Below are 13,945 nucleotides of genomic sequence, written 5' to 3'. Positions count from 1 at the left end.
GCACGCAGGTTCACTTGACGCGGGTCCAGTCCGCGACGTTCCACAATTCGCTGTCCCAGGTGTTCAGGATGACGCCCCCCAGCCGGTTCGAATGGGCCGAGACGCGGCCACGATCGACCAGCGGAACGATGGTCATGCTGTCCTTGGTGATCATGTCGTTCAACCGCTTGGCCAGGTCCGCACGCTGGCCGATATCGGCGGTCTTGCCCAACTCCACGATCAGCCGGTCATATTCGGGATCGCAGTAGCGGTTTACGTTCTCACCCTGCCATTGCGATTCCGGGCCGGGGGCCTTTTCGCAGGTATAGCGGGCCAGATAGGGTTCGGGATCCGTGCCGTCGAAGTTGTTCGCATACATTTCGACATCGGCGTAGAAGCGCTGGAAGGTGTCGGGTGATCCCGCATCGCCGCCGAAGAATACCGAAGGGTCCACCGATTTCAGCTCGGTCGCGACACCGATCTCTTGCCACCATTGCTTGATGAGCGCCTGAAAGTCCTGCCGGATCGGGTTGACCGAGCTTTGGAACAGCAGCTCCAACGGCTTGCCGTCCTTCTGGCGGATGCCATCGGCGCCGGGAGCCCATCCGGCCTCGTCCAGCAGCTTCTTCGCGCCCTCGATATCCTGTTCAAGGCAACCGGTATTGTCCGAGGCAAAGGTTTCGGGCGCGGGGACAAGGTTGCAGGTCGGCCGTCCGGCATCGCCAAAGCCGATCTCGGTCAGCAGGGTCCGGTCGATCGCCATGCTGAGCGCCCGTCGCACGCGTTCATCCGACAGGATCGGGTGGGGATGCCTGGCTGTCGCGCGCTCGCCTTCGGGCAGGTCGGGCGATGGGTCGGTCAGGTTCATCTCGATCCGTTCGACCAGCGTGCCAAAGCCGGTGACGATCTTGCCCTTGCCTGCCGCTGCCATGCCTTTCAGCGCATCGGGCGGAACAAGGGTGTTCCAAGCATAGTCGAACTCGCCCGTCTCCAGAACGGCGCGGGCGGCTGCCGCCGCGTCTCCGCCGCCTTTCAGCACCGCCTTGGCGAAGGCGGGCTTCTCCGGGTCGCGATAGTTGGGATTTGCTTCAAGGGTCACGCTGTCATTGGTGCGGAATTCGACCACGCGGAAGGGGCCGGTGCCGATGGGGCCGAAATTCTCGGCGGTGCAGGCGGACGCGCCGCTGCCGACGCACTTCCCGAACTGTGCCTTTTGCAGCACCGGCGACTGCGCCCCGGTGAAGGCGGTGAACGGATTCGGGCGAGGTTCGCGGAAATGGATGACGACCGTCAGCGGGTCGGGTGTCTCGATGCTGTCGATGCCTTCATAGCGCGCCAGCTGGGCGCAGCCGCCCTCGGGGTTCATGCAGTAATCGGCGGTGAATTTCACATCTTCCGACGTCAGGGGCGTTCCATCGGACCATTTCAGGCCCGGTTTCAGCTTCCAGGTCACGGATTTCAGGTCTTGCGAGATGCCGCCATTCTCGACGCTGGGGATCTCGGCGGCGAGGCGGGGAAAGACCACACCCTTTTCGTCGAAGCCGGCCAGCGGCTCGATCACCAGGGACGAGGCCTCAAGATCCTTGGTCCCCGAGGAAAGGTAGGGGTTCAGCGTCGAGGGGGCCTGCCAATAGATGATGTTCACCTGCCCGTCGCTGCCGCGTTCGGCAAAAGCCGACGGGGCCAGGGCCACGCTTGCGGCCGCACCAAGCATCAGGGTCTTCAGTCGCATCGCTCTCTCCTGTTGAACTGTGGAGTGTTCGCCCGTGCTGTCGGTCTGGCCGCCTAGTCTTTTGTTTTTTCGCGCCTTCCCTTTGTCCTTCGACCGCGCCTGCGGCCTTGCCCGTGGAACAGCGCCAAGTTTCAGGCCGCTGCGGGGGAAAAAGCAAGAATCAACTTGGAGCGGAAAGATGTTGCAATGCGCTTTGGCGGGCATAGCCTTCGCCCTGACCAGATCGCCGGGGAATGACCATGCCCGATGCCGGCCAAGGCTGCCCGCTTCTTTCAGTGCGGGGGCTGCGCGTGACCTTTCAGACCCATGACGGGCCGGTGACGGGGGTTGATGGGCTGGATTTCGATATCTCGGCAGGCGAATGCCTGTGCGTGGTGGGCGAATCGGGTTCGGGCAAGTCGGTCAGCGCGCTTTCCCTGATGCGGCTTGTCGAGTTCGGCGGCGGAGAGATCGCGGCCGGACGGATCCTGCTGCGGGATGGCGCGCGCGCGGTCGATCTGGCCCAGGCTGCGCCCGGGGTAATGCGGGCCATTCGTGGCGACCGGATCGCGATGGTCTTTCAGGAACCGATGACCGCGCTGAACCCGGTCCTGACCATCGGCGACCAGATTTCCGAAGGGTTGATCGCCCATCGCGGGCTGACGCGCGAACAGGCCAGAACGCGCGCGCTGGAATTGCTGCGCGAGGTGCGCATTCCCGAACCTGTCGAGCGGCGGCTGCTGCAATATCCGCATGAACTGTCGGGCGGGATGCGGCAGCGGGTCGTCATTGCCATGGCGATGGCCTGCCGGCCCAAGCTGCTGATCTGTGACGAGCCGACCACCGCGCTTGATGTCACCATCCAGGCCGAGATCCTGGCGCTGATCGAGCGCCTGAAACGGGAAACCGGCATGGCCGTCCTGTTCATCACCCATGACATGGCGGTGGTCGCGCGGATGGCCGACCGGGTCGTGGTCATGTTCCGGGGCCGCAAGGTCGAAGAGGGTCCGGTCGCGCGCATCTTTGACGATCCCCAGCAGGACCACACCCGCGCGCTGCTGGCCGCCGTGCCGCGGTTGGGAGAGATGACCGGCCGCGATGCGCCGGAACCGATTTGCCTGTCGGGCATATCCCCGGCGATTCCAGCGCCCTTGCGCGCCCCTGCGCGGTCCGAGCAAAGACCGCTCCTGCGGGTTGAAAATCTGTGCACGCGGTTCGCTGTCCGGGGCGGGTTTCTGCGGCGGACCGTGGCGCGGGTCCACGCGGTCGAAGATGTCTCGTTCTCGCTGGCCGAAGGCGAGACGCTGGCCCTGGTCGGGGAATCCGGCTGCGGCAAGTCCACCACCGGCCGCTCAATCCTGCGTCTTGTCGAACCGCAGGCCGGCAGCATTTATCTTGAGGGACAGGATATTCTGGCCTTGGCCCCCTCGGCGCTGCGCCGGGCACGGCGCGACATGCAAATGGTGTTTCAGGATCCCTATGCCAGCCTTGATCCCCAGATGAAGCTGCTGGATCAGGTCGAAGAGCCGATGCTGAATTATGGCATCGGCGACCGGGCCGAGCGCCGGGACCGCATCGCCCGGCTTTTCGACCGGGTCGAATTGCCGCGCGCCTATATGAACCGCTATCCGCATGAGCTGTCGGGCGGCCAGCGCCAGCGGATCGCTATCGCCCGCGCGCTGGCGCTGGCCCCGCGCCTTCTGGTCGCGGACGAGGCGGTTTCGGCGCTGGATGTCTCGGTGCAGGCGCAAGTTCTGAATCTGCTGATGGAGTTGCAGCGCGAAACCGGGATCTCGATGCTGTTCATCAGTCATGACATGGCCGTTGTCGAACGCATCAGCCATCGTGTCGGCGTCATGTATCTGGGCCGCATCGTCGAGATCGGCTCGCGGCGTCAGCTGTTCGAAAACCCGCAGCACAGCTATACCCGCCAGCTTCTGGCCGCCGTGCCGGTCGCAGATCCGCGCAGCCGGAGGAATGGGGGCGCTCCCCGGTTCCGGCCCGTTCCCTCTCCGATCCATCCGCCGGGGCACGATCCCGGCCCCTCGATCTATCGAGAGGTGCAGCCGGGGCACCGGGTGCTTGTGGAACCGATGACGCATGGTTAGGGCTTGGGCATGATGAAGATGGGTGGTCCGATCCCGATTTCCGCGCCGCCGCGCTTTCCTGCCAACCCGCCCGCGCAATCGGATGTGGTGGTCGTCGGCGGAGGCATTGCGGGCGTGATGACCGCGCTTTACCTGGCCGAGGCCGGTCGGCGGGTCGTGCTTTGCGAAAAGGGCCGCATTGCGGCCGAGCAAAGCTCGCGCAATTGGGGCTGGGTTCGCCAGCAGGGCCGCGATCCCGCCGAATTGCCGATCATGATCGAGGCGATGCGGCTGTGGCAGGATCTTGACCAACGTCTGGGCGATGCCGTCGGGCTGCGCCAGACCGGGACGACCTATCTGGCAGCCTCGCCTAAGGATCTTGAGAATTTCGTCTCGTGGTTGCCCCATGCCCGGCACCACGGGCTGGATACCCGGCTGATCGAGCGGGCCGAGCTTGACGCGATCCTGCCCAATGCCGCGGGTTGGATCGGCGCGCTGCACACGGCCAGCGATGCGCGGGCCGAACCCTGGACCGCCGTGCCGGCAATCGCGGCATTGGCCGCCGACAGGGGCGTGACGATCTGCGAAGGCTGCGCCGTGCGGGGGATTGAAACGACTGCGGGGCGGGTGTCCGCCGCCGTGACGGAAAAGGGCAGGGTCGAGGCACCGCAGGTGCTGCTGGCCGCGGGTGCTTGGTCATCGCTTTTTGCGGGCAATGCCGGGATGCGTTTTCCACAGCTTTCGGTCCGTGCCACAGTCGCTGCGACGGCCGGGATGCCCGAGTTTCATTCGGGCAACGCTGCGGATCCGGGCTTTGCCTTTCGCCGCCGACTGGACGGTGGCTTCACGCTTGCGCCGGGGATCGGCCACGACTTCTGGATCGGGCCATCCGCCTTTCGCAACCTTGCGCAGTTCCTGCCCCAGGTCCGGCGGGACTTGCGGCATACCCGGCTATCCCCTGCCTCGCCCCGCGACTATCCCGATGCTTGGGGCACGCCGCGGCGCTGGCGGCTTGACCGCCCCTCGCCCTTCGAGCGGATGCGGGTTCTGGATCCCCAGCCCAACCTGCGCCGGGTCGAGGCGCTGGCGCAGGCTTTTGCCGCGGCATTCCCGGTGCTGGGCAAGCCTGCGATAGACCGGGTCTGGGCCGGAATGATCGATGTCACCCCGGATCAGGTTCCGATTCTGGATGAAAGCCCGGTCTCGGGCTTTTACGTCGCGACCGGGCTTTCCGGCCACGGCTTCGGCATTGGGCCGGGCGTCGGTCGGGTGATGGCCGATCTGATGCTGGGCCGGGCACCCGGACATGATCTTTCCCGGTTCCGGTTTGCCCGCTTTTCCGACGGTTCGCGGATCGAGCTGGGCCCTTCGATCTGAGTCAGCTTGCGGCGGCATTTCAAAACGGCCAAGCTTTGCCCCGAAGGAGATGTCACATGCCTGTCAAGAACCGCTTCGCCGAACTTCTGCCCGAGATCACCGCCTGGAGGCGGGACTTCCACGAGCATCCCGAATTGCAATACGAGGTGCACCGGACTGCGGGCAAGGTGGCGGAACTGCTGCGCAGTTTCGGCCTTGATGATGTGGTCGAGGGCGTGGGCCGCACCGGGGTCGTCGGTGTCATCAAGGGCCGCAGCGATACCCAGGGGCGGGTGATCGGGCTGCGCGCCGATATGGACGCCTTGCCGATCAAGGAGATCACGGGCGCCGAATACGCCTCGAAGACGCCGGGCGTCATGCATGCCTGCGGTCATGACGGCCATACTGCCATGCTGCTTGGGGCCGCCCGCTATCTGGCCGAGACGCGGAATTTCGACGGCACCGCGATCATGATCTTTCAACCCGCGGAAGAGGGCGGCGGCGGTGGGCTGGCCATGATCGAGGACGGGCTGGCGGAGCGCTGGGGCATCCAGGAATTCTATGGCATGCACAACATGCCGGGTTATCCGACAGGCAGCTTCGCCATTCGCGAGGGCGCGATGATGGCGGCGGCCGACCAGTTCGACATCGTGGTGACGGGCAAGGGTGGGCATGCCGCGAAACCGCATGAGGCGGTCGACACCACACTGGTCGCGGCGCAGATCGTGGTTGCGCTGCAATCCATCGTCTCGCGCAATATCGACCCGCTGAAAAGCGGCGTCGTCTCGGTCTGCGTGGTCCAGACAGATTCGCCCGCGCATAACGTGATCCCGCAGGTCGTGGTGATGAAGGGAACGGCGCGCAGCCTTGATCCGAAAGTCCGCGACCAGCTTGAGGAAGGCATCCAGCGTGTCGCGAGCAATGTCGCGGCCGCCTTCGGTGCAACGGCCGAGGTCGATTACCAGCGCGGCTATCCCGTCACCATGAATCACCCCGATGCCACGGTTCATGCCGCCAAGGTCGCGCGCGAGGTCGCCGGTGATGTCGACATGGACATGATGCCGCTGATGGCGGGCGAGGATTTCAGCTATATGCTGAACACCCGTCCCGGCGCCTATATCTTCGTCGGGAATGGCGATACCGCCATGGTCCACCATCCCGCCTATGATTTCGACGACAATGCGATCCCCGCCGGGTCAAGCTGGTATGCCGGCATGGTCGAGGCGCGGATGCCTGTCCCGGCCTGAGCTTGCTGCCGGGGGCTTTGCGCCCCCGGACCCCCGCAGGGTATTTCGGAAACGATGAAGGGGGCCGCGAGGCCCCCTGTTTCGTTGTTCCGGACATGATCCGCTTCAGAAGTGGATCGTCCGGCCATAGGCCGACAGCACGGATTCGTGCATCATCTCGCTGAGGGTCGGGTGCGGGAAGACCGTTTCCATAAGCTCGGCCTCGGTCGTTTCCAGTGTGCGGCCGATGACATAGCCCTGGATCAGTTCGGTGACTTCAGCCCCGACCATATGCGCGCCCAGCAGCTCGCCGGTCTTTGCGTCGAAGACGGTCTTGACCAGACCTTCGGGTTCGCCAAGGGCGATGGCCTTGCCGTTGCCGACGAAGGGGAAGCGGCCGACCTTGACGTCATAACCAGCGGCCTTGGCCTTTTCCTCGGTCAGGCCGACAGAGGCGACCTGCGGGTTGCAATAGGTGCAGCCCGGGATCGAGTTCGGCTTGATCGGGTGGGGATGCTGGCCCGCGATCAGTTCCGCGACCATGACGCCTTCATGGCTGGCCTTGTGGGCAAGCCAGGGCGCGCCCGCGACGTCGCCGATGGCGAAAAGCCCTTCGACGCCGGTGCGGCAATATTCGTCGGTCACGACATGGGTGCGGTCGATCTTGGCGCCCAGTTTCTCGAGGCCGAGATTTTCGACGTTGCCGACGATGCCGACTGCCGAGATGACGGTGTCGAATTCATGCGTCTCGGTCTTGCCGCCGATCTCGATATGGGCGGTGACTTTGCCCTTGGCGCGGTCAAGCTTCTTGACCGTCGCCTTTTCCATGATCTTCATGCCCTGCTTGAGGAACTGCTTTTTCGCAAGGGCAGAAATTTCGGCGTCCTCGACCGGCAGCACGCGGTCCATCACTTCGACAACGGTCGTGTCGGCCCCCAGCGTGTTGAAGAAGCTGGCGAATTCAATGCCGATCGCGCCCGAGCCGATGACGAGCAGCTTGCCGGGCATCCGCGGCGGGTTCAGCGCGTGCTTGTAGTTCCAGACCAGATCGCCATCGGGTTCCAGCCCCGGCAGTTCACGCGCACGGGCGCCGGTCGCCAGCACGATGGACTTGCCGGTCACCTCTTCGGTGGCCTTGTCGGTCTTGACGCTGATCTTGCCGGGGGCGGTCAGCGTGGCTTCGCCCATGATGACCGTGATCTTGTTCTTCTTCAGCAGGTGGCCCACGCCGCCTGAAAGCTGCTTGGCGACTCCGCGCGACCGCTGGACGACCGCGGGCAGGTCATAGCCGATCTTGTCTGCGGACAGGCCAAATTCCTTGGCGCGGTGCATCAGATGGAAGACCTCGGCCGAGCGCAGCAGCGCCTTGGTCGGGATGCAGCCCCAGTTCAGGCAGATGCCGCCAAGGTGCTCACGTTCGATCACCGCGACTTTCAGACCGAGCTGGGCACCGCGGATGGCGCTGACATAACCGCCGGGACCCGAGCCGATCACCACCATGTCGAAGGATTGCGCCATGGAATTCTCCCTCTGAAAAATTTAGTTGAGCGTTAAACCATTTATTCGAGGGCATCAAGCAACAGCTTGCCCGACACCAGCGCGCCATAGCCCCCCGCCTGCATCACGCGATTTTCCGCCTCGGTCGGGGGGCGGCCCAGGGCGGCGTTCCGCCAGGGAAAGCGGCCGAAACGGGCAATGGTGTCGCGGTGCAGTTCGGCGTGGCGCAGGTTTTCGCCAGGCATGAACTCGGCGAAAAGCTCGACCGCGCGGTTCTGGTCGGACAGGTCCTCGCTGTGCTCGAAGGGAAGATAGAAGAACTGTCGCGCCGGGGGTTCGATCCGCAGGTCGTGACCGGCGCTGACAGCGGCATCCGCGATTTCGCGGGCCAGGTCGTCGGTGGCGAAGGCGCGCGGATCTTCGCGGAACATGTTGCGGGGGAACTGGTCGGTCAGGATCAGCGCGGCAAGCGCGCCATGGGGCGATTGCGCCCATTGCCGGGCAAGTTCATCCGCCTGGGCCCAGGTGGCCATGAAGCGGTCGCGGATCGAGTGGTCCAATGCATCGTCACGGGCGTACCAGCCCTTTTCTCCGACCTCGTCCAGCCAGAAGCGGGTAATCTCGTCGGGGGTCGCAATTGCGTCGGTCGTCATCGATGCCCTCCTTGGCTGGACGGGATCGATGGTCGCAGAGCGGCGCAGGGGTCGCAAGCCCGCGAATTATTCGGCGGCGCGGGAAACATCGTCCGAGCCGGCATTCTCCAGCGCCGCTTCGATCGCCAGCGGTGTGGTCAATGGCGCGATGACCGCGAAGTTCTGGTCCTGAACCGGTGTCGGGCGGCGCGTGCGGCGCCATCCGGCATAAAGCGTCAGCGCGCCGAGCAGGAAACCGATATAGACCCAGAAGCCCTCGGGTCCCAGTTCCGACATCAGCCAGCCGGTGATCAGCGGCCCGGTCATTGCGCCGATGCCGTTGATGAACAGAAGCCCGGCCGAGGCGGCGGCCATGTCGCTCGCATCAAGGAAATCGTTCGTATAGGCCAGAAGCAGCGAATAGACGGGGTTCGCGACGCCCCCGATCAGCGCCGCGGTCAGCAGCAGGCCCCAGATGCCGGGCTGGACGTAAAGCGTCACGAAGCTGACGATCAGACCCAGCAGCGCCAGCACCATGACGATCATGCGGCGGTCATGGTGGTCCGAGAACCAGCCGACCGGGTATTGCAGCACCAGTCCGCCGATATAGATCGCGGCAACGAAGGCCGAGATCTCGGACACGCTGAGACCCTTCAGCGACCCCCAGACCGAGGCCATGCCGAAGATTGCCGAGAACACGCCCCCCATCAGGAATATACCGATGCAGCCCAGCGGCGAGACTTTGAACAGGCGGGTAAAGGACATCCGCTTGATCGTCGAGAATTGGGGCGCGGGCTGGCGTGACAGCAGGATCGGCAGAAACGACAGGCTGACCAGCACCGACGGGATGACGAACAGCAGATAACCGCCCGGATCGCTGGTGTTCATCAGCACCTGCGCGACGATGATCCCCAGCATCTGGACGATCATGTAGGCCGAAAGCGCCTGCCCCCGGTTCTGGTTGCTGGCGCTGGCGTTAAGCCAGCTTTCGGCGGTGATGTAGACGCCCGAGAAGCAGAAGCCGATGAGCAGCCTGAGCAGCGCCCAGACGATCCAGTCGGGGTAGACGGCATAAAGGATCAGCACGTTCGAGATCATCGAGCCGAGCGCCGCGAAGACGCGGACATGGCCGACCTTCTGGATCATGCCGGGCACTGTGCGCGAGCCCAGCAGGAAGCCGCCGAAATAGCACGCCATCACCACCGACATCTCGGTGGTCGAGATGCCCTCGATCGCGCCGCGAATCCCCAGCAACGTGCCTTGCATCCCGTTGCCGACCATAAGCAGCAGGATGCCGAGCAGGAGTGGCCAGGTCGTGCGCAGCACCGAGAGCATGTTCGGAATCCTTTACGGAATCAGAAGTGAAGCGTCGCCGTAACTGAAGAAGCGATAGCCCGAATCCACCGCGTGGCGATAGATGTCGCGGATCCGGTCCTGTCCCATCAGCGCGCTGACCAACATCAGCAGCGTCGATTTCGGCAGGTGGAAGTTGGTCATCAGCGCGTCGGTCGCGCGGAAACGATAACCGGGATAGATGAAGATTTCCGTGACACCGCGATAGGGATGAACGACCCGATCCTCGGTCGCGGCGGATTCGATCAGGCGCAGGGCGGTGGTGCCGACGGGAATGACCCGCCCGCCCGCGGCACGGGTGGCATTGATGGCTTCGGCGGCCTCGGGCGTCACCTCGCCCCATTCGCCGTGCATCTTGTGGGTGGTCACGTCCTCGACCTTGACCGGCAGGAAGGTGCCGGCGCCGACATGCAGCGTCACATGGACAAACCGGACGCCGCGGTCCGCCAGCGCCTTCAGCAGGGGCGGGTCGAAATGCAGGCTGGCGGTGGGGGCGGCGACCGCACCGGTGCGGCTGGCCCAGACGGTCTGGTAATCGTCGCGGTCGGCCTCGTCCGGGGCGCGCAGCGCCGCGATATAGGGGGGCAGGGGCATCGCGCCCACCTTGTCCAGCGCCGCGTCAAATTCCTCGCCCGTCGCGTCGAAGCGCAGGACCAACCCGGCCTCGGCAATCTCGGACACCTCGGCGGAGAGCGTTTCGCCAAAGCGGATCGTCTCGCCCTGCTTCAGCTTGCGCAGGGGCTTTGCCAGCGCCTTCCAACCGCCATCGGCGGTGGGTTCCAGCAGGGTGACCTCGATGCGGGCGACGGCTTCGCCCTGCGGGGTCTGGCGGCTGCGCGTCCCGGTCAGCCGGGCCGGGATGACGCGGGTGTCGTTCAGCACAAGAAGATCTCCCGGACCCAGCAGGTCCGGCAGGTCGCGTACATGCAGATCACGCGTCGAGTCGCCCTGCGCCAGCAGCAGGCGCGCAGAACTGCGCGGCCGCGCGGGACGCGTTGCGATCAGGCCCTCGGGCAGATGGAAATCGAAATCGTCAAGCTTCATGTCCGGCTTGTCGCCTTGCCCCCTGTCAGCGTCAAGGCGGCGGGTAATCACAAAGTGAAAAACTCGGACTTTACTTGGCCGACGGAATCAGTAAGTTTTGGGCGCGTCCGAAAGGTACCATGATGATCATCTGCCACTGCACCCAGATTTCCGACCATGACATCCGCGCCGCGGTGGACTGGATGCGTGCGGCAGACCCGGAAACCATCATTACCCCCGGAAAAATCTATCATGCCCTTGGCAAGCGCCCCGACTGCGGAAGCTGCATGCCCTTGTTTCTAGACACGATGCGCCATTGCGATAATCTGGCTGTACCCCCGATCCTGAGGGGGCTGAGAGCCACGCGCAAAGGAGCAATCCATGAAGGGCGACGCCAAGGTCATCGAGTATCTCAACGCGGCGCTGCGGTCTGAACTGACCGCCGTCAGCCAGTACTGGCTGCATTACCGGCTGCAGGAAGATTGGGGCTACGGCCGCATCGCCGACAAGTCCCGCGCCGAATCGATCGAGGAGATGAATCACGCGGATCGGCTGATCCAGCGCATCATCTTTCTTGAGGGGCATCCGAATCTGCAGAAACTGGACCCCCTGCGCATCGGGCAGAATCTCAAGGAAACGCTGGAATCCGATCTTGCCGCCGAATACGACGCGCGCACGCTGTATGTCGAGGCGCGCGACCACTGCGAGTCGGTCAAGGATTATGTCAGCAAGGACCTGTTCGAGGCGCTGATCGCCGATGAGGAAGGCCATATCGACTTCCTTGAAACCCAACTCGATCTCTACGAGTCGATCGGGGCGCAGAACTATGGTCAGCTGAACGCCAAGCCGGCCAGCGAAGCCGAGTGATCCCGAAAGGGGGGGCACAGGCCCCCCGTTTCACCGGCCGAGCCAGTCCTCGGCCAGGTCCGGCAGGTCGTCGAAATGCGCCAGCATCGCCTCTGGCGCCAGTCGGGCCAATCCTTCGCCCTCGGGGCCAAAGGCCACCAGCGCGACCTTGACCCCCGCTGCGGCTGCGGTCTTGCGGTCGGTCTCGGTATCTCCCACCAGGAAGGATCGCGTGACTTCTCCACCCGCGGACCGGACCGCCGCGGCATAGGGGCGGGGATCGGGTTTCCTGACGGGCAGCGTGTCCGCCCCGATCAGCGCGGCAAAGCGGTCGCGGATGCCCAGTTCGCGCAGCAGGATCTCGGCCAGCCCCTCGGGTTTGTTGGTGCAGACCGCCAGAATGTGCCCGGCTGCGGCCAACTTGTCCAGTGCGTCCTCGGTCCCTGGATACAGCCGGGTGTGGACCGCGATCCTCTGGCCGTAATGATCCAGCAACCGCGCATAATCATCGTCCTCGGCCCCCGGGGGCAGCAGGGTGTCGGCGCCGATCCGCGCATAGCCGGCGCGCAGCATCGCGCGCCCGCCGTGAAACGCGATCAGGGCATCGCCGACCGGATCCAGCAACGGGCCAAGTCCACGTCCCTCGAAACAGGCATTCGCCGCCGCGATCAGGTCGCCCGACGTATCCGCCAGGGTCCCGTCCAGATCGAACACCACCGTTCCCGCCATACTGTAACCTTCCGTCAAGATGTTTGATCTGCCGGGGCCTTTCCCCGATGTCGCCCCCTAGGTAGAACGCCTGCATCGGATAAGAAACAGGCAAGAGGCAGTCATGTCAGACAACCCCATCGCGCTTATCGTCCTGGCAGCAGGCCAGGGCAGCCGCATGCAGTCGGACCTGCCCAAGGTTGTGCACCGCCTGGGCGGCGTGCCATTGGTCGGACATGCGCTGGCCGCTGGCCGCGCAGTCGAGCCCGAACGTGTCGTGGTCGTCGCCGGTCACGGCGCCGAGATGGTCAGGAAGGCCATCGGCAAGCTTGACCCCGAAGCCGCGATCGCGCTTCAGGAGGAACAGCTTGGCACCGGCCATGCCGTGCTGCAGGCGCTGCCGCTGCTCGACGGGTTCGAAGGGCGCGTGATCGTCCTTTACGGCGATACGCCCTTTATCGGTGAGGACACGCTTCTGGCCCTGTCGAGCCACCCCGCCGATGTCGTCGTCCTGGGGTTCGAGGCCGCGGATCCCGGCCGTTATGGCCGCCTGGTCGTCGGCCCCGAGGGGTTGGAGCGGATCGTGGAATACAAGGATGCGGATGCCGCGACGCGCGCGATCCGTCTGGTCAATTCGGGTGTCCTCGCCGCCGATGCCAGCCTGCTGCGTGCGCTTCTGCCTCAGCTTGGCAACGACAATGCGGCTGGTGAATATTACCTGACCGACATTCCCGCCCTTGCCCGCGCCGAAGGTCGCCGGGTCGAGGTCGTGACCTGTGACGAGGCCGAGACGCTGGGCATCAACACGCGCGAGGAACTGGCCGCCGCGGAAGCGGCCTTCCAGTCCCGCGCACGTGCCCGTGCGCTTGAGGATGGCGTGACGCTGAGCGATCCGGCGACCGTCTGGTTTGCGCTGGACACCGTCATCGGCCGCGACGCGGTCATCGGGCAGAACGTGGTGTTCGGTCCCGGTGTCACCGTTGAAAGCGGGGCCGAGATCCTGCCCTTCTGCCATCTGGAAGGCTGCCATGTCAGCTCTGGCGCGACCGTCGGTCCCTTCGCCCGCCTGCGCCCCGGCGCGGAACTGGGTGGGGACGTGCATGTCGGCAATTTCGTCGAGATCAAGAACTCGGTGCTGGACGAAGGCGTCAAGGTCGGCCACCTGACCTATCTGGGCGACGCCCAGATCGGGGCGGGCACGAATATCGGCGCAGGCACCGTGACCTGCAACTATGACGGGGTCGGCAAGCACAAGACCCTGATCGGGGCCAATGCCTTCATCGGTTCGGACACGATGCTGGTCGCGCCGGTCCGCGTCGGCGACCGGGCCATGACCGGATCGGGGTCGGTCATTACCGAGGATGTGCCCGACGACGCGCTGGCCCTTGGCCGCGCAAGGCAGGTGACGAAACCGGGGCTAGCCACACGCCTGATGCAGGCGCTGCGTCAGAAGAAAGGTCAGTAACATGTGCGGGATCATTGGCATTCTTGGGGGTCACGAGGTTTCTCCGCAGCTGGTCGAGGCGT

At 64.8% G+C, this 13,945-nt stretch carries 12 protein-coding genes; 6 read left to right on the top strand and 6 right to left on the bottom strand.

Features of this window, described 5'->3' with window-relative positions; all coding sequences use genetic code 11:
- Nucleotides 1-10: 10 nt before the first annotated feature.
- Complete coding sequence (locus RM190_RS16340; RefSeq protein WP_311760532.1) at nt 11-1,711, bottom strand: peptide ABC transporter substrate-binding protein; 1,701 nt, start codon at nt 1,709-1,711, stop codon at nt 11-13.
- 239 nt (nt 1,712-1,950) lie between these two features.
- Here RM190_RS16340 and RM190_RS16335 point away from each other — a divergent pair, with 239 nt between their 5' ends.
- From RM190_RS16335 to RM190_RS16325, 3 genes are read left to right on the top strand one after another with little or no spacing between them, the layout of a single operon-like run.
- Nucleotides 1,951-3,798: an ABC transporter ATP-binding protein gene (locus RM190_RS16335; RefSeq protein ID WP_311760531.1), complete on the top strand. Its 1,848-nt coding sequence runs from the start codon at nt 1,951-1,953 to the stop codon at nt 3,796-3,798.
- An 18-nt stretch (nt 3,799-3,816) separates the two neighbouring features.
- Nucleotides 3,817-5,154, top strand: coding sequence for an NAD(P)/FAD-dependent oxidoreductase (locus tag RM190_RS16330; protein ID WP_311760692.1), 1,338 nt, complete (start codon nt 3,817-3,819; stop codon nt 5,152-5,154).
- A gap of 56 nt (nt 5,155-5,210) precedes the next feature.
- Nucleotides 5,211-6,380: a M20 aminoacylase family protein gene (locus RM190_RS16325; protein ID WP_311760530.1), complete on the top strand. Its 1,170-nt coding sequence runs from the start codon at nt 5,211-5,213 to the stop codon at nt 6,378-6,380.
- A gap of 105 nt (nt 6,381-6,485) precedes the next feature.
- Here RM190_RS16325 and lpdA read toward each other — a convergent pair whose 3' ends face one another.
- From lpdA to queA, 4 genes are all read right to left on the bottom strand, one after another.
- On the bottom strand, nt 6,486-7,877 hold the full coding sequence (gene lpdA / locus RM190_RS16320; RefSeq protein WP_311760529.1) for a dihydrolipoyl dehydrogenase: 1,392 nt from the start codon (nt 7,875-7,877) through the stop codon (nt 6,486-6,488).
- Nucleotides 7,878-7,918: 41 nt separating this feature from the next.
- A complete protein-coding gene (locus RM190_RS16315) occupies nt 7,919-8,509 on the bottom strand; it encodes a DUF924 family protein (RefSeq protein WP_311760528.1) in 591 nt (196 codons plus the stop codon).
- 66 nt (nt 8,510-8,575) lie between these two features.
- Nucleotides 8,576-9,823 carry an MFS transporter gene (locus RM190_RS16310; RefSeq protein WP_311760527.1) on the bottom strand — a complete coding sequence of 416 codons (1,248 nt, stop codon included), beginning with the start codon at nt 9,821-9,823 and terminating at the stop codon, nt 8,576-8,578.
- A gap of 12 nt (nt 9,824-9,835) precedes the next feature.
- Nucleotides 9,836-10,885, bottom strand: a complete 1,050-nt coding sequence (gene queA / locus RM190_RS16305; protein WP_311760526.1) for a tRNA preQ1(34) S-adenosylmethionine ribosyltransferase-isomerase QueA — start codon at nt 10,883-10,885, stop codon at nt 9,836-9,838.
- A 122-nt stretch (nt 10,886-11,007) separates the two neighbouring features.
- On the opposite strand from queA, the gene RM190_RS16300 reads away from it, so the two are divergent.
- Complete coding sequence (locus RM190_RS16300; protein WP_311760525.1) at nt 11,008-11,298, top strand: (2Fe-2S)-binding protein; 291 nt, start codon at nt 11,008-11,010, stop codon at nt 11,296-11,298.
- Entirely contained in the window at nt 11,246-11,731 is a 486-nt protein-coding gene (gene bfr / locus RM190_RS16295; RefSeq protein ID WP_311760524.1) for a bacterioferritin, read from the top strand. The genes RM190_RS16300 and bfr overlap by 53 nt, the downstream gene beginning before the upstream one ends.
- A gap of 30 nt (nt 11,732-11,761) precedes the next feature.
- On the opposite strand, the gene RM190_RS16290 is transcribed toward bfr, so the two are convergent.
- The gene (locus RM190_RS16290) at nt 11,762-12,439 is read right to left on the bottom strand and encodes an HAD-IA family hydrolase (protein ID WP_311760523.1); all 678 of its coding nucleotides are present in this window, start codon (nt 12,437-12,439) and stop codon (nt 11,762-11,764) included.
- A gap of 103 nt (nt 12,440-12,542) precedes the next feature.
- On the opposite strand from RM190_RS16290, the gene glmU reads away from it, so the two are divergent.
- On the top strand, nt 12,543-13,883 hold the full coding sequence (glmU, locus tag RM190_RS16285; protein ID WP_311760522.1) for a bifunctional UDP-N-acetylglucosamine diphosphorylase/glucosamine-1-phosphate N-acetyltransferase GlmU: 1,341 nt from the start codon (nt 12,543-12,545) through the stop codon (nt 13,881-13,883).
- Nucleotides 13,884-13,945 lie beyond the last annotated feature (62 nt).

The organism is Paracoccus broussonetiae (assembly GCF_031854425.1).
In the GTDB taxonomy this organism is placed as follows: Bacteria; Pseudomonadota; Alphaproteobacteria; order Rhodobacterales; family Rhodobacteraceae; genus Paracoccus; species Paracoccus broussonetiae.
The sequence above is the reverse complement of the archived record's forward strand: the minus strand, read 5'-3'. Positions and strand labels throughout refer to the sequence as shown.